Raw genomic sequence first — 24595 nt, 5'->3', positions numbered from 1 at the left:
TTTTAAGGGCATGTCCTCATTCGCGTTATTGATACAGTGAACTGATAAAAAATATAAACAATGTCAGGCAAAGTGCTGTGCAGGACAAAAAATCGTTGTCTTCCCAGAACTCACGCTGGAGTTAGCCCCGTGCCGGCACATGGATGGGTTCCCGCCTGCGCGGGAATGACAGCATTCGGGGTTTGTGCAGAGGCCAAAATCTCTCCTACACTGTCTTCCCCGCGCAGGCGGGGACCCATTCAGGAGGTTGCACGGAGCCAACGCATGGAACGATTCAGCGTGGTCACGGTACAAAAATACATGTGAATCCCCCGGCGCGGAAAAAATGTCCCGTACACAGGGCAAAGTGAGAGCTTTCTCTTCTTGAATGCCCTGATGCAGCCTCGAGTATTGCGTTGTATACTAGCGCAGGCCTTATCCAAAAAGGGTTAAATCATGAGTAACGTCATTGTCTATTTATTTGATTTGGACGCCTGCCTCTGGCGAGCTTCAATTAAAAAGGCATCAAGGTTTAATGCAGAGGACCGAAAAAACCATGTACTTTCTACCAACAAAACGCTGCTGGACCGTTTAAAAGCAGAAGCGCTCGAATTTGACCGACGCTATTCCACCATTTTCTCTGCGCGTCAGGCGTATTTTACTGATTTAGACAATAAAACACGCAGCAACCCGGTTTCAGCAACTGAAATCGTTCCTTATGTCAGCGAATACCTGGGCACAGAGATGGTAACTTTTCTTATGGCTGACATTCAGGGCGACCTTCCTCATGGAACATCTTTTGAGCGCATAGTGCAGGCTTATGAGGGTCAATATACCGGTGACCACTACATGTGGGAAATGGATCGCGAGAAAGTAACGATTCTCTATGCACAAATGCACAAATTTGCCAATGAACATCCGGGCGATGACATTACGCTGAAAATTTTCGATGACAATAAAGAGGTTATCAATCCTCTTCATGATTTCTTTACAACGTTCCCGCATCTTATCCCAACAAATGTTACCCTTGAGATTACCCGCTATTACGAGCCTTGGCGCACCCCAAAGACACCGATTGAAAGGGCAAAAACCCCTGTCAAGGGAACTGGCCTCCCCAATCCAGAATATTGATATAGTGTTGGCTTGGAAATCCCCATCATCCTGCATATCTCCTGAACAGTATGCTCGCGTTCTTTGTAGAGTTTAATCACTGGTTGTCGTTTGCTACTATTTAATTGTTTTGGACGACCACCTGGAACTCAGACCATTCAACCAGCTTGCTGATAATATTGAAGATCCATAGCATACGTTTTCGTACCATTGGACTTCAACCCCTCAGTACTGCGTTAAAATTCGCTTTGCAATCCGCGACACCAGACGTTTTACCACGTCTCTCGCATGTTTAGTACCGATAAATCCCGCCCCCGCATCCTCAATCGCAATGCCATAAATCAGCAGCTCAGGCGGTAAAAGCTTTAATACTTCGCCCATTTTCAGTGCGTCTGCCACGCCCGATGCGTGGCTTGAGAACGGGGCATTGAGCCCTGCAAGGTCACTCATTTGTAATGCGTGAAGCGTTCCGGGTCTGGCGCCAGACTTTACGGCATCAATCAGTATCACGCTTTGGGCATTACGCATGAGTTCAAGAAGTCGCATGCCCGGCCGGTCACAGCACTGCAACTGCAGTTTGTCGTCTGTTAAGGCCTGAAGAGGGGCGCACTGCTGCAAACCTTTAATGACTTCCCATCCGAGCCTGTCATCGCCAAAGGGCGAACCAATCCCGAGCACTCGCAGGCGTGTCATGCGCGCGAGACCGACAATTTTAAAAAATGTGTTGAACAGGAAATGCAGGGGTCATAGTTGCGGATAATCATTTCGCTGAATGCGCGCAATTCTGCATCAGGCCGATTCAGTCCAAACTGCTGCAGCGACAGGCGTAAATCCTCCTCTATTCTTGCCTGATTTTGACTGGTCGGCGGCACAATCCGGGTGGAAAGAACGCGCCCCGCATCATCCAGCGCAAAATAATGCCAGAGCAGTCCACGGGGAGCTTCCGTGCAGCCAAAACCCTCGCCCGCGCGCGGAATAATTTTCGGGCAGGATTCCTGCGGTGTGGCATATGGCTCTAAAATCGCTATGGCTTCGAGAACCGCATAATAGATTTCGACAGCACGGGCGATAATGCTGTGCGCCATGTTTTGGCTCGGAAAATCCACACCAAGACGCTTAAGAAGCGTTTGAATAACGGGTGGCAGGCGATCACTGTTGTTATTCATGCGCGCGAGCGGTCCCACCAGATACGTTTGCCCCTCAAGAAGGCAATGAAGTGCCGTAGAGTATGGCACCTGTGCCTCCTTAAAAAAATCGCCAAAGCACTCTTTTGCGATGTTCAAGCCCCTGCTTGAAACGATGCGTCCCTCATTCATGGGATATTCTTCGGGATGACGGAGGGACACGGCAGTAAAATCATGAAGATGCTCACCGAGCGACATCGAGGCAGTCCACTCCACCAGCGCCTCACAGTCGGCCATGTGCGCTTTGAGGCGAGCCAGAAGTTCCTCTGCACGCGCCCGTGTCGGCGCCTTATAAAACCCGCCAATACACGCACCCACGGGATGCACGGCGCGCGCACCAAGAAAACTGATAATCTCATGCCCAAGGCTTTGCAGCCGCAACCCACGATGCAGCGCCTCAGGATAGACCTCAGCCATCGCTAAAGCCGTTGGAAACCCTAAAAAATCGGGGGCCGCGAGGAAATGAATATGGAGACTATGGCTTTCCATCCACTCGCCACAGTAAAACAAACGGCGCATGGCCCGCACCCAGGGTGCTGGCTCGATGGCAAAACACTGCTCCACGGCCTGGGTTGCGCTCATTTGATAAGCGACCGGACAAATGCCACAGATACGCGCTACCATGTCGAGTATTTCTGTGTACGAACGCCCTTCTAAAAATTTCTCAAAGAGTCGGGGCGGCTCGTAAATTTGCAGCTGCACGCCTGCAAGGGTATCGCCGCAAATATCAAGCCTGAGCGCGCCCTCGCCTTCAACGCGGGCAAGAATCGGCACCTCGAGGGTTTTGGTTTCAGGCTTTGACAATTTTTATCCCCTTGAAATACTGAGCCGCCTCATGAAACGCTGCCGCCTGATTGTTGATGTGTGAAAATTGACGGGCTATGGCTGCAGGAGATACTCCAGAGGCAGCAAACCGTGCGCCGAGTGCGCGCGCATTCGGATTTTCCGAGGGACCATAGCAGGCATAACAGGCGCGTCCAATGCCCGGGCACAGTGCACCACAGCCGGTGCGGGTCACAGGTCCCATGCAGGGTTCCTGACGGGTGACCATGACGCACACATGGCCGCGGCGCTTGCATTCATGGCACACGGCGTCACGCTTAATGCGTGGTGTGGCACCTGATAAGAGCGCACGCACGACATCCATCACCTGTTCAGTATTGACAGGACAGCCCCAGATTTCCCAATCCACGCGTACATGTTGCGCAATGGCAGTAGAGGTTGCGAGCGTTTCAATGGTGTCAGGCGTTGCATAGATGCTCGTCATCCACGCCTGATGATTGGCCGCATTGCGAAGCGCCTGAATGCCGCCACTGGTTGCGCAGGCGCCAATGGTAATCAGGTATTTCGCCTTTTCGCGGATGTGTTTGATGCGTTGAATTTCCTCAGGCGTTGAAATGCTGCCCTCAACAAACGCAATATCAATCGGTGCCTCTGGCGCCAGGTAACCCGCTTCGGCAAAATGCACGATGTCAACGAGGCCTGCAAGCGTCAAAAGTGCTTCACCGGCATTTAAAAAAGCGAGCTGACAGCCATCACAGGAGGTGAATTTATAGACCGCCAGTTGCGGTTTTGGCATTGTTAAAACCCTTTTTCATGAAATAACGCCTTTATCTCAGGATAGACGAAAACCGGACCATCCTTACAGACAAAAAGGCCGCCATACTGGCAATGCCCACAAAGACCCGTCCCGCATTCCATGTTCCGCTCCATGCTGAGGTAGATGTCTTCTTCGCGCATGCCTTTTGCCGTAAGTGCCCAAACGGCGGCCCGCATCATCATTTCCGGCCCGCACATCATCGCAAGGGTTTCTTCAGGATTGAGCGAAAGCAACTGAATCATATCCGTCACATGCCCCATTCCAAAAGACCAGCCAGGGCTCGCGCTGTCGGCAGCAATGTGAACCGTTACACCCGGGGCGCGCTGCCACTCAGCATATTTTTCGCGAAAAATAAAATCCTGACTGTGCTTCACTCCCTGAAGAATGGTTAAGGCACCATACTGCGCGCGGCGCGCAAGAATATAGTTAATCACCGAAACCGCAGGCGCGCACCCAAGCCCTCCCGTAATGATGACAATATTTTTATGTTGTGCCTGAAGCAGCGGCCAGCCCCTGCCGTAAGGGCCGCGGATACCAATTTCATCGCCGACTTTAAGGGTTTGCAGCGCGCGTGTCACGCGCCCCACCGCGCGAATGGTGTGGCGTAAATACGCTTTATCTTCAGGGTCTGAGGCAATCGAGATGGCGACTTCGCCAACCCCGTAATGGTAAAGCATGTTAAACTGGCCCGGATGAAAGGACGTACTGGTATCAGGACTGTCAGTAAACTGTGTCTCAAGGGTAAAAATGGTCGGCGACTCTTCTGTGCGCGCGGTAATCACGGCCGGGCGTGGCAGTGAGATGTCGCAAAGCTTCGCGCTCATGCCTCCCCCCTCTCATTCGACTCACCACTAATTGCGGCGAGCTCTTCCGTGATATCAATGCCAACCGGGCACCAGGTCACACAACGCCCGCACCCGACACAGCCACTGGTGCCAAACTGGTCGAACCAGCTGCCGACTTTATGCGTTAACCACTGACGGTAACGCTCGCTTGTAGTCTCACGAAGCGGCCTGCCGGCAAGCTCGCTGTGACCATCAGTAAAACAGGAATCCCATTCGCGCGAATGCTCAGAAGACTGCCCGTCAAGTGCGGGTTTTTCAACTTCGCTGTGACAAAAACAGGTGGGACAGACAGCCGTACAATTGCCGCATGAGAGGCACCGCTCGGCAACCTCGTCCCAGCGTTCATGATTAAGATTGGCAAACAACACATCGCGCAGGGCGCGCTTATTATCCAAAGGAATGCGTTTAGTCTGCATGTTTGCCGCATTTTCCACGTGTATCTGCGCCGCATGCTCCCGGCGTTTTCCAGCCGGTTTCAGTAGCAGGGTCGACAGTATCTGAGCGCCACGTTCACTGCCGCTTTTAACGACAAAACCACCATCGATTTCTGTCATCAAAATATCGAAGGGCTGCGTAATTTCTGGCCCGCTGCCGGCAGACACACAAAAACAGTTTTGAGAGGCATATCCGCAATTCACGCCCACTACAAACAGCGATGCACGCCGATGCTGATAATGAATATCCGTTCGCCCCTCCGCCAAAAACACCTTATCCTGAATCACCATGGCGGCAATGTCGCACGCTCGCGCGCCGATAAACGCAATGGGAGGCTCACTTGCCATCTGTGAACGAAACTGCAGTTTTCCATCACGGTCGCGCTCAACGCGCCACACGGTTTCACGCGGTTTAAAAAGTACAGGCTTTAAGGCCTGTGGTCCGTTTGCAAAGGCAAAGGCTTTTTTATCCTCAAGCACTTCGAGCCGGTATTCCCCGGGTGTTTGATGCTCGCGAATGCCCCAGGGCAATTGTTCCGCATGTTCCAGCACATCATAGACAATCGCGCCATCACGCACTAATGGGCCCTGCGTAGAATAGCCCGCCTGCTGCAGGGCATGAATCAGCTCCTGCAAGTGTACGTAGGGTAAAAACTGCGCCACTTCCTGCTTTTTCACTAGCATATCCTTGGTAATTGCTCACCGCTCAGCCAGTCCATGATGCGCATGCCACCGGTTTTGGTTTTCAGTTGAACAAACGAACGCGGGTCATGCACCACCTCACCGATATCTACTGCGTCCTTACCCAGTGGATGGGCACGCATGGCGGCCAGTACGGCATCCCGGTCTTTCTCAGCGCACACGGCGAGCAGTTTACCCTCATTCGCCACATAAAGCGGGTCAAGCCCCAGTAATTCACAGGCACTGGCAACATCGGTGCGAATGGGGATGTGGTTTTCCTCAATGATAAATCCGACGCCTGACTGCACAGCCCATTCGTTTAACGTAGTCGCGACGCCGCCACGTGTGGGATCACGCAGGCAGTGAATATCGGCACAGGCTGTAGTCATCTGCTGCACGAGCCCGTGCAGGGGTGCCGTATCTGACTCAAGGCTCGTCGTAAAATTTAAATCATTGCGAAGCGACATGATGGCGACACCATGGTTGCCGATGTAACCGCTAAGGAGCACCCTGTCGCCGGGACGCGCCCTGTCACCGGAAATGCTGACAGACTCCATCACTCGCCCAACGCCTGTCGTTGTAATATAAACGCCATCCCCCTTGCCACGCTCAACCACCTTGGTGTCACCGGTGACTATCGCAACATCAGCCTCTCTTGCCGCTCTCGCCATCGACTGCACAATGGTCTGCAAGTCCCGCAGGGGAAAACCTTCTTCCAGAATAAACGATGCCGAGAGGTATAAAGGGGTAGCGCCCGCCATGGCAATGTCATTGATAGTGCCGTGGACGGCAAGGGAGCCGATATCACCGCCCGGGAAAAAAAGTGGCGATATTACAAAGGCGTCCGTGCTCATCACCATGCGCCCGGCATGAACGCCAAAACACGCCTGATCGTTTTTCTGCGCCAGCCATTCGTTATCAAACGCGCGCGCAAAAAGCGTGTCAATCAGATGCGCAGAGGCTCGCCCGCCACTGCCGTGACTTAAATCGATACAGCCATCTTTAAAGTTTAGGGTCATGCACTGACTCCCGCGCGACCATAGGCATACACCGCGGCACAGGCACCTTCTGAAGAGACCATGCAGGCGCCCAGTGGATTTTCCGGTGTACAGGCTTTGGCAAATAATTTACATTCCAGCGGTTTTTTGATTCCCCGCAAAACCTCACCACAGGCGCAGTGTTTGTGCTCAATTCCTTTTGTATCTGGCAGGAGAAAACGCTTTTCCGCGTCAAAAGCACTGAAAGCCGCCCGAATCTGCAAACCACTTTCAGCAATTTCTCCCAATCCGCGCCACTCAAAGCTCGGACGATACTCAAAAACGTCAGCCACAAGCTTCTGGGCGCGGAGATTCCCCTCACGCGTTACCGCCCGGGTGTACTGCACATCAACACCATAGCGATGACTGTTAATGCGCTCGATGAGCCATACAATCGCATGCAGCACATCAAGCGGCTCAAAGCCCGCAATCACGACAGGCTTTCGGTATTTTTGACTCACGGCTTCATACGCTTTACTGCCCGTAAGAATACTGACATGCGCAGGCCCTATAAAACCGTCGATATGAACAGAGGCTTTTACGCCGTTTTGCAGGCTTAAGAGGCTGTCCATCGCAACAGGCGTAAGAATATGGTTACAAAAAACGCTGAAGTTTTTGAGGCCTTTTTCAGCGGCCAGAAGGATAACTGCCGCGGTCGCGGGCGTTGTGGTTTCAAAGCCGATGGCAAAGAACACGACTTCCCTGTCAGGGTGCTGAATTGCAAGGTTTAGGGCATCATCCGCCGAGTAAATCATGCGCACGTCCGCCCCGCGCGCTTTCGCCTGCAGCAGGCTTTTTCGCCCGCTTCCCGGCACGCGCAGCATGTCGCCATACGTGCATAAAATAACCCCATGACGCTCAGCCAGCGCCATTGCCTTATCAATGCGTGCCATCGGGAGCACGCAGACCGGACAGCCAGGTCCGTGCACCATTTCGACATTCTTCGGTAAAAGACCCGGCAGGCCATAACGGTGAATGGTGTGCGTATGCCCGCCACAAAACTCCATTAAACGGTAGTGTCGGTGCGGGTCAGCGCGTTCGGCAATGGCCTTTGAGAGGGTGCGCGCGAAATCAGGGTTGCGAAATTCTTCGATGTATTTCATGGGGCATGCGCTTCCTGCTGCATCTCGGTAAACAACGCGAGCGTTTTTTCCGCTTCCTCAATATTGAGCCGTGTGAGCGCATAGCCAACGTGAATAATCACGTAATCGCCGACATCAACCTCATCGAGCAGAACGGTTGAAATTTCTTTTTCAATCCCGCCAAGGTGCACGATGGCGCGCTGCGTCTCAAGAATTTTTGTGATTTGAACCGGCATGGCCAGACACATCGCCCGCTCCTGCTATAAAAGCCTGTCCGAGGGATAAGCCGCCATCATTGGGCGGCAAACGCTCTGGTAAATATACCTGTAATCCGCTTTGAGTTAAACGACTGTAAAGGCCTTCTGTAAGCACTTTATTTAAAAAGCAGCCTCCGCTCAGAAGAATCGTGCTCAGCCGGTATTTATGAGCATTAGTGAGCAGCCATTCAGACAATCCGGCAATGAGTGTCCCGTGAAACAGACTGGCGCCCTCAACAGGACAAAGGCTAAGTAATTCCTTAAAAACTGCGAGCATGCTGAAGCGGTTATTCGTGATGCGCCATCCATTGGGATGCACAATTGGCATTGCTACAAGGCTCTCAAGCTGCATGGCTGCCTGCCCTTCATACTGCGACATCAGACAAACACCTGTCAGAGCGCTTGCTGCGTCAAATAAGCGTCCGCAACTGCTCGTATTTGGGATTTTTGTAGCCTGCTTCAGATGACCTGCAAGAAGTGCGGCCTGTGGCATATGCGCAAACTTTGTCGCGATGCGCGCGTTCATATCCAGCTGATGCAGCACGGCCGCCCCCATGCGCCAGGGCTCCCGGGCCGCGCGCTCGCCACCAGGGAGCGGAAGCGGCTCAAAATGCCCGATGCGCTCAAAACGCGTCTCTTCAAGGATAAAAAGCTCTCCGCCCCAGGCGTCTCCCTCAAAGCCGTAACCATACCCATCGAGTGCAAGCCCTAACGCCGGTTCCTTAAGGCCGTGTTCAGCTGCAACTGAAGCCAGATGCGCGTGGTGATGCTGCACGGGCGTCACCGGCAGGTTGAAGCTTTCCGCAAGGCGCGAGGTGTAAAAATCCGGGTGCCAGTCGCAGGCAACACGCTCGATATCGGCGTTAAGAAAACGCCTCCAGTAATCAATGGATTCATGCAAAAACGCGATGGTCTCACGATTCGTTAAACTGCCGATGTGCTGAGAGACAAAGGCCTCATCATCACGCGTAATGCAGAAGGTGTTTTTCAAGTGTCCGCCAAGTGCCAGCGTGCTCGGAATGCGCATGGGAAGCTCTATGCGCTCAGGTACAAATCCCCGGGCGCGGCGAATAAAAACCGGGGCATTATTGATGATTGTCACTACCGAATCATCCACGCGGGTAAGGATGTCGCGGTTGTGACTGATAATGATATCCGCAATCGCTGAAAGTGCTGTTTTTGCGATTTCATCGTCAATAATCAGCGGGTTACCACTGATATTTGCACTGGTGACAACGAGTGCCGCGTGGCTTATGTTCATCACTTTAAACAGCAAATGGTGCAAGGGGGTGGCGGGAAGCATAATGCCAAGATGCGATAAATTAGGCGCGATTGCATCAGAAAGGCGTTCAGGCAGTCTTTTTTTGAGAAGTACAATGGGGCGGGCACGACTTTCAAGGAGCTCTTTTGCAGTCGCATCAACCTCAGTAAAACAGGCGGCAACCTCGACATTCTGAACCATCACGGCAAAAGGTTTTTGTTCGCGCTGTTTGCGTGCTCGCAGCGTACTTAAGGCGGATGTATTCCGCGCGTCACACAGCAACTGGTATCCACCCGGCCCCTTGAGCGCCACGATTTTTCCTTTTTTTAAGGCAGATGCAATCGTCTCGATATCACGCTCGAGCGCCGGACCGCAGGCTTCACACGCAATGGGCTGCGCGTGATAACGGCGGTTTTCGGGGTCGTGGTATTCCGCGAGACACGCCCCGCAAAGCGGGAAGCAATGCATCGCGGTCCTCGCCCGGTCATAAGGGAGGCCTTCAGTAATGGTCAGGCGCGGGCCACAATGGGTGCAGTTTAAAAAAGGATACTGAAAATAGCGGCTTTGGGGGTTAAAAAGCTCCTGCAGACAGGCATCACAGGGGGCGGTATCGGGCGCAATAATGGTATTTGCATGTTCTTGCAGACTTTCAAGAATGGTGAAGCACGCTTCATCGGCGATGCAGGCGGATTCGGTTATGTCACAGGCATCAATGCGCGCGAGCGGCGGCAGATTGCCTGGGAGTGCATCAAGAAAAGCATGCGCATTTTTTCCCTGTATTTCAAGAATAACGCCTTCACCGCAGTTTCGTACAAAGCCTGTGAGGTTCAGGGTTTTTGCAAGCATAAAAACATGCGGCCGAAACCCCACTCCCTGCACCCGCCCTCTTATACCAATCTTTAAACGCTGCATGCTCATTCAGGCAGTGTTTCAAGCCATTGATACCATGCCTCAAGCCCTTCCCCACTTTTTGCAGAAAGGCAAAAAGTTCTGATCGCCGGATTGATGCGCCGCGCGTACTCGATACAGGTATCAATGTTGAAATCGACATAGGGGAGCAGGTCAATTTTGGTAATCAGGAGCACATCTGCGTTTCGAAACATTTCCGGATATTTTAAGGGCTTATTGTCGCCTTCTGTAACGGATAAAAAAACAACGCGTGCTGTCTCACCCAAATCAAAAAGCGCAGGACAAACCAGATTGCCAACATTTTCAATCAACAACAACGAATGCGCTGAAGGGCGTAAATCATCCAGAGAATGGCCAAGCATGTGCGCATCCAGATGACAGGTTTTTCCGGTATTCACTTGAAGTGCAACGGCACCGGCAGTTGTGAGCGCGTCGGCATCCAGGGACGTGTGCTGGTCACCCACAATAATGGCCACCGGTATTTTTTCTTTGATTGCAGAAACCGTACGCGCCAGCAGAGTCGTTTTGCCGGAACCGGGGCTTGACATGATATTAAGGGCGCGGATGTTGTTTTTTTGGAAATAGTCACGGTTTGCCGCGGCAAACGCATTGTTTTTTGCAAGAATATCCTGCTCTACGGTGATGAAGTCATGATGGTGATGATGGGCTTCATGCACCAGTTCATGAACATGAGTGTGTTCATCAGTGCATCCACATATTCCGCACATTAGACAATCTCCATTGATTTAACGCGCATTTCTTCTCCCTGCAGGATGCTGAGAGAAAACTCGCCGCAGTGCTGGCAGGCATCGTAATAGTGCTGAAGCACTGTCTTTTTTTGGCAAACCGCACACAAAGCGAGCCCTGGCACCGTGATAATCTCAAGCACCGCCCCTTTCAGTGGTGTCCCTCTTGCAATCGCGTCAAACGCAAAAAGGAGTGCATGGTTATCAACCGCTGCAAGCTGGCCGACTTCCAGTGTTAACCGTTTGACGAAGGCCGCCCCTCTTCCCGCGAGATGCTCATTGACGATACCAAGAATTGCACGGCAGAGCGAGAGTTCGTGCATGTTTATTGCCAGTCAGTATGCGAATATCCTTAACACTATCCTGAAGCACGCTATGATGGCAATTATTTTTAGGCAGGAACTATGGCTTGCTTTTACATGCTTAGGGCTTGGGGGTTTAGATTATCATCATCTGCACAGGGATGGGCTCCTGCATCAAGGATAAAGTCTAAACAAAATTTATAGTCTTTAATAAGATCCTGATACTGCGGAAAATGTCTTTCAAACACTTCATAGTCCTTAATAATGGCCTTATACGCATCGTTCAAGTACCTCCTGGTATTTGCCTCGTCAGTGTAAGGTGTTTCTTCAAAATGTTTTTTAACAAGATTTAAAAATTTCTGAGATGCCTTGTGAAATTCACTGAGCGCACCGATAACCAGAATAACACCCAATGGTGTTTTTTTACTCTCCATAACCTTTGCACTTTTGGGGCAAATTGTGTCATTCCATATCTCGTTGAAATTTAAGCGTGCAGTTGAATCTTGAAAACGCATGAGCGCACTCCAGACATAGTGTTAAGCAATGAAGCAGTTTAACAACATCACATTAAGAGAGAATTATGTTGACCTGTTTTTTTTCACAAATTTCCCAATTTTCGCGCATCAAGCGTATCTACAAACCGCTTAAATAGTTTATTTTTTTACTTTTATGGGTCATTTAGGTACAATGATGGCGTTTTTAATATTTTGCGAGAATCTGTATGAATCTGAATGCCGCTTTTAATGCGTTAGCATATATGCACATCAGTTATTGTTCTGCTGTTAATGCGTTCGAAAAGGTTATCTCTGAACAAAAAAGTATCTCGCGAGAAATTCACAAAGCGGCAAAGCGTGCTACGCGAGAGAGATACAATCAACCGAGTCATTATCACCCTCCGATAGATGATGATGATTTTCTTGCATCCAGAATAGAATCATTCATGAGTGACGCTACTCTTGATAAAAAAGATATTCTTAACACGCATGTAGCAAGGCTTCGATCAGAATTAACAAAATTAAACACACTCCGGCAAGACCTGATGGATTTACGGGCGCGAGTGGATAAAAGAGGTTTTGGAATTTTTAAATGCGGTGACGTCAAGCAACGAATGGACGGTATTTTATCCCTGCGCATGCTGGATGATGTTAGAAATGACATTCAATCCTGTCTTGAGGCCTATAGTGATGTCTACCTGCAATTTAGAGGGTGCGGTTTTCCATCCATTCAACCGATACTGAACTGGCATGAGCACTACGAGCGCAACAGAGCTTTGATGCAGAATGGAGTGATGGCAAATTCAGGAAGACATGAGTATGAAGTTATCATGTCTTTGTAAGGTAAAAGCTCCGAAATCAGCGCCTCTTCAGGGATGGCAACTGATGCCAGCTATGGCTTAAATTTCATTTAAGGGACTGGACCTGGAGGCACGCGTTCCAACCCATACAGAACACTGCCTCCCCCGCTGAAATAAAAACGCATGAGGTCTCCAGGCACTCCGTGCCATGCAGCAGGTGGAAGAGAATGTAGTCTACCTCTGGCATTTGGTGACACGGCTGCAAAGCACGCCACCAAATGCCAACAGACCCAGGTTAAAACGACAATTTCAAGCAGCGCCATCCTGGCTAACACCTGGAACAGGGAAAATGACTCTAAATCCCGGCTCCAGGATTTGCCCTAAAGGGTTTTTAGATAGCTCTTCTTTATAAACAGATGCTCTTAATTCGATAAGGTGTTTAAAGGCTCTTTGTTGAAAGGCGGGTTCTTTTGCTTGATGTTGCAGTAGTTGTTGGTAATTATCAATTATCTTATTCAACACAGATGGCGGTGCAGACAAATACTTTAGAAGTTTATGAGCCTCTGGCTGCTGGCTTGTTTTCAATTGTTTTAAAAACTGTTTTTGCCAGTCTGGAGATTGGATGTTTGGCAAAAGCTTCATCAAACCGCATCGTTTACTCGAGAAAACAGGATGTTTAAAATCTATCAACAACACCGCTTGTGAGAAACGTGCACTAATTACATGGTCAGCAATAAGTTTTTTAATCGCAATAATATCATTCCGCCCTTTCACCGGTGTCAGCCAGGCATTATCGGCATCGTACAGTTTTGTTTCAGGAAACCGCATCCGATTGGCGAATAGAAGAAAGCGGTACTGCTCTCTCGGTATACTCAGTTCAACATGGCCTAATAAAGGATTAATCCAAAAACCAGAGGGAATATGGACCTCGGTAGAGTCTGCCGACTGCGTATCAGACTCTAAATTTATTTCTTGCGTACAGAACAGCGGACGTAATTGCTCTTGAAGGCTGAGAGTTGCTTTAAATCGATTCATAGAGAGACTGTTGTCGATACGACCCGCACCCCTCATCACCAGTTGGGAAAAAGTATCTGATTCAACCAAAGTGCCAATTAATTCTTGAACTTCATGGTCAGGATAATTCGGCGAAAACACCAGGCGTTTTTTGCTTTGCCACCAGTCATTATGGGGAGCTTTAATCTCCTTCATAATGGGGCCGCCTGCGTTGTGGCATGCTGAACAACGCATACGATTACCGAATGTGGGCTTATCGGGGTTTTCTTGTCGATAGAGTAACTGATTATCTAAATAAGCATCTTGAGAATTACCCCGGTAAAACCAGCGAGCTCTTTTCCCATCAACACCACGCAATTCATAGAAGTTGTACCATCGCTTTTCTTTATCCCAGGCAATCAACTCTATAAGCAAATTATTCTTAAAGGGTTCTTGACTGAGTTGAATACTGTTTCCTTTCAGTTTTGTAAAAAAGCCTAAAAAGAACTCCCCTTTTTTTATGCTAAATCCATTCGTCAATTGACCATGGATGGAAGAGAAGAAACTAAAACTTCCCATGCCAGGGTTATTTTTTCCACGATTAGCAACCATGGCAGTTTGCAATTTCAGCGATTGTGAAGATATAAGCTTACCGAAGGACTGGATGTTAGAAGGACATTCATGGTTTAAAGAAAGCAATTCGAAAACGGCATCCTGGTTTTTCATTGTAAGCGGATGTTCATGCTGATAAACAACGCATTCAGCATGACATCCGCTGAAAAGCAACCATCCCAAAACAAATAAAATCCTTTTCATCAAAAAACCTAAAAACAAAAAAACAGTCATCAACCAAGAATAAGATGACAGTTTCCTGATATCTCAATCTGACTAACATGGCCCAAAAAGTTGATTGGCGTCCCGGAGAGGATTCGAACCTCTGACCTGCCCCTTAGGAGGGGGCCGCGCTATCCCCTGTGCCACCGGGACACCCAAGGGGCAAGTCTAGCGTGTACCCCTCAAAATAACAAGTTACATTTCTACGTAATTAGGCCCCCCGCCGCCCTCAGGCGCTACCCAGACAATGTTCTGGCGCGGGTCCTTAATGTCGCAGGTTTTACAGTGAATGCAATTTTGCGCATTGATAACAAGATGCGGTTTATTCTCTTTTTCAACGATTTCATACACCGCTGCCGGACAATAGCGGGTTTCGGGGGAGGCGTATTCGGCGTAATTCACACGGATGGCGAGCGCCTGGTCGCGAAGGTGTAAATGCGCCGGCTGGTTTTCCTCGTGAAAGGTGTCGGTAAGGTAAACTGAAGACAGGCGGTCAAAGGTCAAAACACCATCGGGTTTGGGATAATCAATTTTTTTGCAGGCAGAAGCAGGCTTCAGAGTTGCAAAATCGGCATGGTTTTTAAGCGTCCATGGACTTCTGCCGCGGGTAATCCAGGTTTCAAAGGCCGCGTTGGCAAGCCCCGCATACAACCCATGCCTGAAGCCCGGGCGAATGTTGCGAACCGCATAGAGCTCTTTGGCAAGCCATGACTCCTTAAAGGCCTCCGAGTAGCTCGCTGCTTCTTTTTCGTTGTGCGAGAGTGCGTGAAGGCAGGCGTCAGCAGCAAGCATGCCAGACTCTATGGCTGCATGAATGCCTTTGATTTTGGCGACATTCAGAAAGCCCGCGGCATCACCTATCAACATGCCACCGGCAAAGGTCAGTTTTGGCAGCGATTGCCAGCCGCCTTCATTGAGCGCCCTCGCGCCATAGCTCAAACGCTCCCCTCCCCGAAGCAAATCGCGCACGAACGGATGCGTTTTAAAGCGCTGCATCTCCCCAAAGGGGCTGAGCCACGGATTTTCATAATCAAGCCCTGTCACAAACCCAATGGCTACTCGGTTACCGGATAAATGGTAAATGAATGACCCGCCATAGGTTTTATTGTCAAGTGGCCAGCCGACGGTGTGCACCACGAGCCCTGGCTGATGTTTTTCTGCCGCCACGCGCCAGACTTCCTTAATCCCAAGACCGTAGGTTTGCGGTGATTTACCGGCAGCAAGGGCAAAATGCGCAATTAATTTCTGACTTAGCTGCCCCCGACACCCCTCGGCAAAAAGCGTCTGGCGCGCTAAAAGGTGCATGCCCGGCTGGTATTGAGACGTACGCTGACCATTTTTATCAATGCCCATATCGCCCGTAGCCACCCCGCGTACCGCACCCTCCTCGTCAAAAAGAAGCTCCGTGGCCGCAAAGCCCGGGTAAATTTCGCATCCACGCGCCTCTGCCTCACCCGCCAGAAACTGGCAAAGCGCGCCAAGACTGATAATGCTGTTACCCTCGTTGCGCATGTCTTTAGGCGTTGGCAGGCGGTATGCGCGCTTTTCGCTCAAGATATAAAAATGGTCTTCCTCTACAGGTGTATCAAGCGGCGCATTCTGCCAGGTATCCGGCAACAATGCTTTAAGGCTTCGCGGCTCAAGTACCGCACCCGATAAAATATGCGCTCCCACCTGAGCGCCCTTTTCGAGTATACATACACGAATGTCTTCGCCCTTTTCTGTAGCTTTATCCTTAAGACGAATGGCCGCCGCCAGACCCGCAGGGCCTGCGCCTACAATAATGACATCGTATTCCATGGTTTCGTGTTGCATGACCTGTCCTGTGTCGCAGAAAAATAAGGCAATCATCGCCTGGCCTTAGGGTAAGAGCAAGGTGTTTTTGCGATGCGCCCATTAGGTGTCTAAAGTCTGCACAAAGATACGGAACCTCATGAAAAAGCTACGGTATGTACACCCTGCATTCACTCTCAGGATTTTGCGCCACTGCAAGCGGTGCCGGCTCTGAGCGGGAAGAGGATGCCCGAGGAGTAAACATATCCAAACCCGCCCGGGTTGGTTCTTGAGTAGAAAAAGTCATCGAAGGACTTGTACAATCCTGCGGTTCATAAAATCCAGTCATCAGGTCGCGAGCATCATTAGCGAACAAATCAAGCGGCACGCCACCATCATAATGCATCTTAAGGAGTTGGCTGCAGGCAAGAATGCCTGTAAAAAACATGAAAACATTTACTTTCGGGTTGTCCTTGTGTTTCGATACAAAATCCCCGACTCCTTCCTTGTCAAGAACCATCCATTCTTCATCGCTCAAGTCTTCAGAAAAAAGAGTAACTTGTTCAATATTTGCCCACGGATACAATGCAATCAACGCTTCACTTTTCACGACAAGACTCCTCTACATCCTTAAAGATAAGGACATTCTCTAATGTTAATACTCTGAGCGCACCTGGACGCGGATACTATCGGCGTATGATAAAAAAATCCAGAAAATTGATAAGGCGCGTGAAAAGGCCAAGTAGTCGAGCATATGCTATATTTATACTGGAAAAACAATAAGTACCTGATATGAGCAGAGTTCTCGGTCTTAACGTTGTAAATATTCTGCTTAATGGCGTGTCGGGGCTTATGCGTGATTTTTCATCGACACAGGGATTCATCAAAGGCTTTGAACACGGTTTTTTACGGTAAAAGTGGCTAAGGCTCTTTGACAATGTTCACGTGATATAAACCGTACTGCCTTTGGTAACTGACGGGTTTAAGGAAGATATGGAACTCTCCATCAAGCGGGATAACAATTTAAAGTTTTTTATCCTTTTTCTGTCGATATTTTTCGTCAGCCTGCTCGGTTGTCTCTTTACTTTGCGATACGTCGCTGAAGAGGGCATTCGTTATGCCAATATTCGTTATGAATCTTATGTAATTGCAACGGAGCTGCGTCAGAGTTCCGATGATTTAACTAAAATGGTACGGCTTTACGTTGTCACTGGCAAAAAAAAATACCGGGATTATTATAACGAGATTTTAAGCATCCGCGATGGAACTTCCCCGCGCCCGCTCTACTACAATCAAATTTACTGGGATCTTGTTACCGATGGTAAACGGCCAACTGCTTATGGACCTCCAGAATCTGAGAAGTCAAAGATGCTGAAGATGGATTTCACGATGGATGAGTTTGCCCTCCTGTCGGAAGCGAATCATCACAGTCAGGCATTAACCAAAATGGAAATTTTGGCCATGAATGCGCGAGAAGGTAAATTTGATGATGGCTCTGGCAGCTTTTCCATTCCTGGAAAGCCCGATATAAAACTGGCTGAAGACCTCGTTTTTAGTGACAAGTATATGCAGCAGAAAGCCCAAATTATGTCGCCCATTCAAGCCTTTTATTATTCCGTCACTGAGCGCACGAAAGCCATGAGTAAAACGCTTGACTCAAAAATACAGAAAATCATCAATGTGGCAATTATATTTGCCATTCTGTCCACATTTTTTATGATTATATCGATATATAAGGCAATTAAATCCTTATCAAATGCCAATAATGAAAACGATATTCTGCTGTTAAACGTACTCCCCTCATCAATTGTATCGCGCTTAAAAAAAGGAGAGGCTGATATTGTTGATGAATACCCCCAGGCAAGCATTCTTTTTGCAGATATCGTGAACTTTACAAGCCTCACAAAGCAATTGGGAGCAAAAGACATAGTCAGCCTTTTGAATCACCTTTTTGATGAGTTTGATGCGCTGTTGGTAGAATATAACATCGAGAAAATTAAAACGATTGGTGATAATTACATGGCGGTTTCAGGGGTTCCCAATGAATCAACGGATCATGCCATACGGCTTGCAAATTATGCACTTGCCATGGTCAATAAACTAAAGGAATTCAACACGTTGTATAAGCAAAATTTGCAGTTGCGCATTGGAATGAGCAGCGGTTTCGTCATAGCCGGCATTATCGGGCGTAAAAAATTTGTTTATGATGTTTGGGGTAATGTCGTTAATCTCGCAAGTCGATTGGAAACGGTCTCTGAGCCTGACGAGATTCTAGTTTCAGAAAAGATGGCGATGCTGCTTGAAGATGATTTTATTCTTGAGCCTCGAGACCCGGTTGAATTAAAAGGCCTCGGCAGTGTCAAATCCTGGATTTTGAAGGGTAAAAAATTGGGGGCGTCTTCGCTTTAACGACCCCCCGGGAAAAAAATATTACATACTGGACAAGGAGCGCCATGAAAATCCTGCTGAGAATCTTCAGTTTAACGATGCTGCTCGCTAACGCCCACGCCGAGCCAATCACCATGAGCGTATTCTCTCACGCCAAAGCCCTCACCATCAGCCTGCCGGCCAATCCAACCACGGGTTATCGGTGGTTTCTGCGCAGCTGGAATACACAGATACTAACCCTTGCTGACCACCATTTTGAAGCACAGAACAATGGCCTGATGGGTGCTCCTGGCGCCATGCATTATCGCTTCGCGCTTCAGCCAGGAAAATCCTGGCCCGCGCAATTACACTTTATGTTTGAATACAACCGCCCGTTTGAAAAGGGCTCAGGCATGATGCAGGAAGTCGTGGTGAATCGGGTGGAGGCAGCAGCTGTGCAATAAAAAACCCTTTGAGGTGCCAGAGCACTCTGGCACCTCGGAGAGTTGAATGGTCCTAGAAGATTTTACATTCATTTTCAGGGTTATCAGGTACCGCGTTCGAGCTTGAAGAAGAAGATGAAGCTACCCTTGGCGTGAACAAATCAAGGCCTGCACGGCCGGATTGTGGAGCTGAGGAGGCGCTTCCGGCAAAGGAATGTTGAAATGCAGAAGAACTGGCCACATCGATAACCGGCGGCACTGCTGCCAGATGCAGCTGTTGCTGTTGTTGAACAATCGCCTCAAAGCGCTCAGAAGAGAGTGTCGGTAATTCGCCAGAAGCTTCGGATACTATCCGATTTAGCAGGGTATTTAAAAGAACTTCATTCCGCTTACAAACAGGTTCCAGAATATCAGACAGCACTGCGAGCTGCGCATCGGTAAACTTGCATGCCAGCGCTTCCATGGTGCGATTTTGCCCAATCCACGCGGGAAGAACCCTCACAGAAGGTGCTTTGTTTTTATAAAGGTCTTCAGCAATAGCGCATAAAGTCTGGAGCGTTATGGTTCTGTTTTTCACAAGCACTCGCAGATCCTGTCCCTTCCAGGGTTCAAATGCCGTTGGAATAAATGGAAGTCGCGAAATAGCTTCCGCATCGCCCGCCAGTGCATCTCGTACATCCTTTGACACCAGCGTTTGAATAATATTTTCCATCATATCTTCAGATTTTACATACCGATTGATAAATGGGTTCATGTCCTTGCCAAACCATTGTAAAACTTCAAGTGCCACCATGGGACTGGTAGCATCCTGTGGTTTGTTGGCCTCAACCATTACATTATGAACAACCTGTTCAAATATTTCTAATGGCACTTCACCGTATGTCTTCATAATCATTTGACGGGCACCTAAAATGCCTCCGAATAATCCGGGGATTACCATGGATGTATCTGCATGCGCCTTTATAAAATCTCCTGCGCCCTGCCGGTCAAGCACTTGCCATTGCGCATCGTTAAATTCTTCACAAAAAGCCAGAACCTGCGGAATATTGGTCCAAGGGTACAACGCAATTAACGTCTCTTTTTTCACAGGGTTACTCCTTAAAGAATGAAATCGCAAAGATCTCAAGAAAACAGATAAGCTTATTTTTGAGCAAATGTATCAGATTTTTTCAGAATTTTGAACGGTGAGCGTGATTTTACTGTCTCAGCTGGATGATTTGACTTTTCAACATTGAACAACATGGCGGGATTCACGTGGCTGGCACAAGAAATGCGCCAGCCACCTGCAATCAGCAGACCCCTTCGCGGTAATCATGGCTGTCAAAGTGCAGTTTGCCGTCTTTGACATTCAGGGTCACGTGGCCACCGTTAGCGAGCTTGCCAAAAAGCAGCTCATCCGCCAGCGGTTTTTTAACGTTTTCCTGAATCAATCTCGCCATTGGTCGCGCACCCATGGCTTTGTCATAGCCATGCTCGGCAAGCCATTCGCGTGCCGCCCGCTCAACCCGGAGAACAACGCCTCGCGCGCTGAGTTGTTCTTCAAGCTCAACAAGGAACTTGTCAACCACGAGACCAATTGTCTGCGTATCGAGCGGTGCGAAGTTAATGATGGCATCAAGTCGGTTACGAAACTCCGGCGTGAAATGGCGCTTAATCACTTCGAGTCCATCGTTGCTGTTATCCTGTGTGGAGAAGCCAATGGAATTGCGACTGATTTCAGCGGCACCGGCGTTGCTCGTCATGACGAGAATAATGTGACGAAAATCTGCCTGACGACCGTTGGTATCTGTCAGGGTACCGTGGTCCATAATCTGAAGGAGCAGGTTAAAGACATCGGGGTGTGCCTTTTCAATTTCGTCGAGTAAGAGCACGGCGTGTGGGTTTTTGGTAACTGCTTCGGTCAAGAGACCGCCCTGGTCATATCCCACATATCCCGGAGGCGCTCCGATAAGGCGTGATACCGTATGTTTTTCCATGTATTCCGACATGTCAAAACGCAGAAGTTCAATACCCAGCACATGTGCGAGCTGACGGGTAACTTCCGTTTTACCGACCCCTGTGGGACCTGCAAACAGGAAGCAGCCAACCGGACGCTGCGATTCACGAAGCCCTGAACGCGCGAGCTTGATTGCGGAGGACAATGCTGAAATTGCAGTATCCTGTCCGTACACCAGAAGTTTTAAGTCACGTTCAAGATTTTTCAGGGTATCGCGATCGCTTGCGGATACTTTTTTGAGCGGTATGCGGGCAATTTTTGCCACTACCTGTTCAATTTCATTGACCCCAATCATTTTGCGACGCTTGGCGGCTGTCAAAAGATTCTGATAAGCACCGGCCTCATCCACCACATCGATGGCTTTGTCCGGCAAAAAGCGGTCGTTTATATATTTGGCAGACAGTTCAGCCGCAGCCTTCAGCGCATGGGTAGAAAATTTGACCCCGTGGTGCTCTTCCAGTCGGCCACGCAGACCTTTTAAAATTTCAAAGGTTTCCTCAACAGTCGGCTCTGAAACATCAATCTTCTGAAAACGACGTGCCAGTGCGCGGTCTTTTTCAAAAATTCCACGATACTCCTGATAAGTCGTTGAGCCGATGCACTTCAGCTCCCCATTTGCAAGAAGCGGCTTAATCAGGTTAGAAGCATCCATCACTCCACCGGATGCCGCACCCGCGCCGATGATGGTATGAATCTCGTCAATGAAAAGTACCGCCCCTTCCTGCTGGCCAAGCTGGCGCAGAACAGCCTTCAGGCGTTTTTCAAAATCTCCACGGTACTTGGTGCCTGCGAGCAGCGCACCAAGGTCAAGGGAATACACTACACAGTTCTTTATGGCCTGCGGCACATTGCCATCTACAATCTGGCGTGCAAGCCCTTCGGCAATTGCGGTTTTACCAACGCCCGCCTCACCCACAAGCAGCGGGTTATTCTTGCGTCGGCGACAAAGTACCTGAATGGTGCGCAGCGTTTCTTCCTGCCGTCCAATGAGCGGGTCAATCTTGCCAAGACGCGCGCGCTTGTTAAGGTTCATGCAGTAACTTTCCAGTGGCGATTCACTGCCGTCACTGCTCATAGACTCTTCATCCATGGAGTTAGAGTTCATGTTGTCACGCATCTCGTTGTTTTGATAGCGGGACACACCATGCGAAATATAATTGATGACATCAAGGCGCGTAATGTTTTCACGGCGCAGAAAATAAACGGCCTGACTTTCCTGCTCACTAAAGATTGCGGCCAGTACGTTAGCGCCAGTCACTTCCGTCTTGCCGGCAGACTGAACATGGAAAACGGCACGTTGCAATACGCGCTGAAAACCGAGTGTGGGCTGTGTTTCACGGTCCAGCTCACCATCAGGGATGCGTGGCGTAGTCTCATCGATAAATTCAACAAGATCGCGGCGCAAAGCGTCGATATTGGCATCACAGGCCTGCAACACGTTGCCTGCAGAAGGGTTGTCAAGAAGAGACAGCAACAAATGTTCAACGGTCATGAACTCATGACGTTTCTCCTTGGCTTCCCTGAAAGCCAGATTCAGGGTGAACTCAAGCTCTTTGTTTAACATTTTCGTTGCTCCTATCCAGCGACCACCGTTATTCGGGCTCCATGCTGCACAGCAACGGGTGTTCATTTGCCCTTGCACAGGTATTAACCTGAACCACCCTTGTTTCTGCAATATCCCGGGTATACACCCCGCAAATCCCCCGTCCCCGGGTATGTACTTCAAACATAATCCCGGTAGCAATATCGGCCGGGTGATGGAAGATATCCTGCAACAGCCGTACCACAAATTCCATGGGCGTATAATCATCATTGTGCAGGACTACCTGATACTTTCTTGGCCTGCGCAGTTCAAGCGCTGTATCGCGCTCCAGTTCTACTTCCGCGGCCATTTCTCCTGAATGCCACCTGTTCATGCGATATACCCCTTCAGCCCTCACTAAAGTGAATAGGCCTTACTCTTTTTATAGACTTCCCAGAGCAATTTGGCCAGTTGAAAAGCAATTTTAAATGTAAAAGAAATTGCTGCCGCACGGAGCGGCAAAAAGCGGCAAAAAACGTTAAAGCCGGTGCCTGCCTGAGGATTTAGTGCGTATTTGCAGGCACACGGCAAACCGGCAACTTACATATGCCGTATGATGGCATCACCAAAACCTGAACTGCTGACACAGGTGGCTCCCTGCATCAGGCGCTCAAAGTCATACGTGACTGTTTTGGCTTCAATAGCACCTTCAACACCCTTAATAATGGCATCTGCCGCTTCAACCCAGCCAAGATGGCGCAGCATCATTTCAGCAGACAGAATCAGCGAGCCCGGATTCACTTTATCCTGGCCGGCGTATTTCGGCGCGGTTCCGTGGGTTGCCTCGAAAACGGCAACGGCATCGCCAATATTTGCCCCCGGCGCAATTCCAATCCCGCCGACCTGAGCGGCCAGAGCATCGGAGATATAATCGCCATTAAGGTTCAGGGTTGCGATAACGCTGTATTCTTCCGGGCGTAAAAGGATTTGCTGCAGGAAGGCATCGGCAATCACATCCTTGATAATAATCGATTTTCCAGTTTGAGGATGTTTGATTTCCATCCATGGCCCACCCTGATACAGCGATGCACCAAAATGCTCACGCGCGACCTCATAGCCCCAGTCCTTGAACGCACCCTCAGTGAATTTCATAATGTTACCCTTGTGCACGAGGGTCACGGAATCACGGTGGTTATCAATCGCATAGCGAATAGCGGCCTTAACAAGACGCGTGGTGCCCTCTTTGGACACTGGCTTGATGCCAATACCGCAATGGTCAGGGAAACGGATTTTTTTCACGCCCATTTCTTCGCGGAGGAAACGGATAACTTTTGTTGCTTCAGGTGTATCAGCCTGCCATTCGATACCCGCATAGATGTCTTCAGAATTTTCGCGGAAAATCACCATGTCGGTTTTCCATGGCTCGCGCACCGGGCTTGGAACCCCTTTGAAATAACGTACTGGACGCAGGCAGGTGTAGAGGTCCAGCTGCTGGCGAATTGCCACATTCAGCGAGCGGATACCTCCACCCACCGGCGTAGTCAGCGGTCCTTTGATGGATACGATAAATTCACGCAGGGCCTGCAGGGTCTCGTCAGGCAGCCATGCATCACTGCCATACACGTGCGTTGCCTTTTCACCGGCATAGACTTCCATCCATGCGATACGGCGGCGGCCACCGTAGACTTTTTCAACGGCGGTATCTACCACATGGCGCATGGGTGGAGTCACGTCCACACCAATGCCATCCCCTTCGATAAAAGGAATGATGGGATTACTGGGAACTTCCAGCGTGCCATCCGCACGAGCCAGAATCTTTGCACCATTTGCCGGAACCTGAATTTTCTGAAAAGCCATTATTCACTCCATCGCGTTAATCGAGCGATGATACCACGCCGATGCTTTTGTCTAAAGCACAGGACATGCGATAATCACCACTTTTTATA

Annotated in this window: 24 protein-coding genes and 1 tRNA gene; 5 read left to right on the top strand and 20 right to left on the bottom strand. The window is 49.6% G+C overall.

The features are described 5' to 3' along the window. Nucleotides 1-435: 435 nt before the first annotated feature. The gene (locus E4T54_RS12120; RefSeq protein WP_028385763.1) at nt 436-1110 is read left to right on the top strand and encodes a hypothetical protein; all 675 of its coding nucleotides are present in this window, start codon (nt 436-438) and stop codon (nt 1108-1110) included. A gap of 204 nt (nt 1111-1314) precedes the next feature. Here the strand turns inward: E4T54_RS12120 and E4T54_RS10410 are convergent, their stop codons facing one another. The 12 genes from E4T54_RS10410 to E4T54_RS10355 all read right to left on the bottom strand — a co-directional run bounded on the left by E4T54_RS10410 (nt 1315) and on the right by E4T54_RS10355 (nt 11942). Then, on the bottom strand, nt 1315-1782 hold the full coding sequence (locus tag E4T54_RS10410) for a hydrogenase maturation protease (RefSeq protein ID WP_051550802.1): 468 nt from the start codon (nt 1780-1782) through the stop codon (nt 1315-1317). Beyond that, on the bottom strand, nt 1779-3077 hold the full coding sequence (locus E4T54_RS10405; protein WP_028385762.1) for a Ni/Fe hydrogenase subunit alpha: 1299 nt from the start codon (nt 3075-3077) through the stop codon (nt 1779-1781). The genes E4T54_RS10410 and E4T54_RS10405 overlap by 4 nt, the downstream gene beginning before the upstream one ends. Beyond that, a complete protein-coding gene (locus E4T54_RS10400; protein ID WP_028385761.1) occupies nt 3064-3852 on the bottom strand; it encodes an NADH-quinone oxidoreductase subunit B family protein in 789 nt (262 codons plus the stop codon). The genes E4T54_RS10405 and E4T54_RS10400 overlap by 14 nt, the downstream gene beginning before the upstream one ends. Nucleotides 3853-3854: 2 nt before the next feature. Then, nucleotides 3855-4697, bottom strand: coding sequence for an FAD/NAD(P)-binding protein (locus E4T54_RS10395; RefSeq protein ID WP_028385760.1), 843 nt, complete (start codon nt 4695-4697; stop codon nt 3855-3857). After that, a complete protein-coding gene (locus E4T54_RS10390; RefSeq protein WP_420795131.1) occupies nt 4694-5830 on the bottom strand; it encodes a 4Fe-4S dicluster domain-containing protein in 1137 nt (378 codons plus the stop codon). The genes E4T54_RS10395 and E4T54_RS10390 overlap by 4 nt, the downstream gene beginning before the upstream one ends. Continuing rightward, nucleotides 5830-6852, bottom strand: coding sequence for a hydrogenase expression/formation protein HypE (gene hypE, locus E4T54_RS10385; RefSeq protein WP_028385758.1), 1023 nt, complete (start codon nt 6850-6852; stop codon nt 5830-5832). The genes E4T54_RS10390 and hypE overlap by 1 nt, the downstream gene beginning before the upstream one ends. Then, on the bottom strand, nt 6849-7973 hold the full coding sequence (hypD, locus tag E4T54_RS10380) for a hydrogenase formation protein HypD (protein WP_028385757.1): 1125 nt from the start codon (nt 7971-7973) through the stop codon (nt 6849-6851). The genes hypE and hypD overlap by 4 nt, the downstream gene beginning before the upstream one ends. After that, nucleotides 7970-8188: a HypC/HybG/HupF family hydrogenase formation chaperone gene (locus E4T54_RS10375; RefSeq protein WP_238582822.1), complete on the bottom strand. Its 219-nt coding sequence runs from the start codon at nt 8186-8188 to the stop codon at nt 7970-7972. The genes hypD and E4T54_RS10375 overlap by 4 nt, the downstream gene beginning before the upstream one ends. Then, nucleotides 8160-10382, bottom strand: a complete 2223-nt coding sequence (hypF, locus tag E4T54_RS10370) for a carbamoyltransferase HypF (protein WP_051550801.1) — start codon at nt 10380-10382, stop codon at nt 8160-8162. The genes E4T54_RS10375 and hypF overlap by 29 nt, the downstream gene beginning before the upstream one ends. Before the next feature lie 2 nt (nt 10383-10384). Beyond that, on the bottom strand, nt 10385-11107 hold the full coding sequence (gene hypB, locus E4T54_RS10365; protein ID WP_051550800.1) for a hydrogenase nickel incorporation protein HypB: 723 nt from the start codon (nt 11105-11107) through the stop codon (nt 10385-10387). Beyond that, nucleotides 11107-11448 carry a hydrogenase maturation nickel metallochaperone HypA gene (hypA, locus tag E4T54_RS10360; RefSeq protein ID WP_028385755.1) on the bottom strand — a complete coding sequence of 114 codons (342 nt, stop codon included), beginning with the start codon at nt 11446-11448 and terminating at the stop codon, nt 11107-11109. Before hypA ends, hypB begins: the two co-directional genes overlap by 1 nt. Nucleotides 11449-11540: 92 nt before the next feature. Beyond that, complete coding sequence (locus tag E4T54_RS10355; RefSeq protein ID WP_028385754.1) at nt 11541-11942, bottom strand: hypothetical protein; 402 nt, start codon at nt 11940-11942, stop codon at nt 11541-11543. Between the two features lie 206 nt (nt 11943-12148). Here E4T54_RS10355 and E4T54_RS10350 point away from each other — a divergent pair, with 206 nt between their 5' ends. Continuing rightward, the gene (locus E4T54_RS10350) at nt 12149-12763 is read left to right on the top strand and encodes a hypothetical protein (RefSeq protein WP_028385753.1); all 615 of its coding nucleotides are present in this window, start codon (nt 12149-12151) and stop codon (nt 12761-12763) included. A 267-nt stretch (nt 12764-13030) separates the two neighbouring features. Here the strand turns inward: E4T54_RS10350 and E4T54_RS10345 are convergent, their stop codons facing one another. From E4T54_RS10345 to E4T54_RS10330, 4 genes are all read right to left on the bottom strand, one after another. Beyond that, nucleotides 13031-14560: a hypothetical protein gene (locus E4T54_RS10345; protein WP_244924869.1), complete on the bottom strand. Its 1530-nt coding sequence runs from the start codon at nt 14558-14560 to the stop codon at nt 13031-13033. A 65-nt stretch (nt 14561-14625) separates the two neighbouring features. Further along, nucleotides 14626-14701 (bottom strand) — tRNA-Arg (locus E4T54_RS10340). A 42-nt stretch (nt 14702-14743) separates the two neighbouring features. Continuing rightward, entirely contained in the window at nt 14744-16363 is a 1620-nt protein-coding gene (locus tag E4T54_RS10335; protein WP_028385751.1) for an electron transfer flavoprotein-ubiquinone oxidoreductase, read from the bottom strand. A 127-nt stretch (nt 16364-16490) separates the two neighbouring features. Continuing rightward, nucleotides 16491-16931: a hypothetical protein gene (locus E4T54_RS10330; protein ID WP_028385750.1), complete on the bottom strand. Its 441-nt coding sequence runs from the start codon at nt 16929-16931 to the stop codon at nt 16491-16493. A 182-nt stretch (nt 16932-17113) separates the two neighbouring features. Here E4T54_RS10330 and E4T54_RS12145 point away from each other — a divergent pair, with 182 nt between their 5' ends. The 3 genes from E4T54_RS12145 to E4T54_RS10320 all read left to right on the top strand — a co-directional run bounded on the left by E4T54_RS12145 (nt 17114) and on the right by E4T54_RS10320 (nt 19152). Further along, complete coding sequence (locus E4T54_RS12145; protein WP_274518495.1) at nt 17114-17236, top strand: hypothetical protein; 123 nt, start codon at nt 17114-17116, stop codon at nt 17234-17236. 78 nt (nt 17237-17314) lie between these two features. Continuing rightward, nucleotides 17315-18730, top strand: coding sequence for an adenylate/guanylate cyclase domain-containing protein (locus E4T54_RS10325; RefSeq protein WP_028385749.1), 1416 nt, complete (start codon nt 17315-17317; stop codon nt 18728-18730). Nucleotides 18731-18774: 44 nt separating this feature from the next. Beyond that, the gene (locus E4T54_RS10320) at nt 18775-19152 is read left to right on the top strand and encodes a protease inhibitor I42 family protein (RefSeq protein WP_051550799.1); all 378 of its coding nucleotides are present in this window, start codon (nt 18775-18777) and stop codon (nt 19150-19152) included. 52 nt (nt 19153-19204) lie between these two features. Here the strand turns inward: E4T54_RS10320 and E4T54_RS10315 are convergent, their stop codons facing one another. The 4 genes from E4T54_RS10315 to icd form a co-directional block, all read right to left on the bottom strand. Further along, complete coding sequence (locus E4T54_RS10315) at nt 19205-20218, bottom strand: hypothetical protein (protein ID WP_028385747.1); 1014 nt, start codon at nt 20216-20218, stop codon at nt 19205-19207. 202 nt (nt 20219-20420) lie between these two features. Then, a complete protein-coding gene (clpA, locus tag E4T54_RS10310) occupies nt 20421-22691 on the bottom strand; it encodes an ATP-dependent Clp protease ATP-binding subunit ClpA (RefSeq protein WP_028385746.1) in 2271 nt (756 codons plus the stop codon). A gap of 28 nt (nt 22692-22719) precedes the next feature. Next, on the bottom strand, nt 22720-23043 hold the full coding sequence (gene clpS, locus E4T54_RS10305; RefSeq protein ID WP_028385745.1) for an ATP-dependent Clp protease adapter ClpS: 324 nt from the start codon (nt 23041-23043) through the stop codon (nt 22720-22722). A 206-nt stretch (nt 23044-23249) separates the two neighbouring features. Then, nucleotides 23250-24506 (bottom strand): NADP-dependent isocitrate dehydrogenase, encoded by a 1257-nt coding sequence (icd, locus tag E4T54_RS10300; RefSeq protein WP_028385744.1) that lies wholly within the window; start codon nt 24504-24506, stop codon nt 23250-23252. Nucleotides 24507-24595: the final 89 nt, after the last annotated feature.

The sequence above is a fragment of the Legionella geestiana genome (assembly GCF_004571195.1).
Classification (GTDB): domain Bacteria; phylum Pseudomonadota; class Gammaproteobacteria; order Legionellales; family Legionellaceae; genus Legionella_B; species Legionella_B geestiana.
This window is presented reverse-complemented; position numbering and strand designations above follow the sequence as displayed.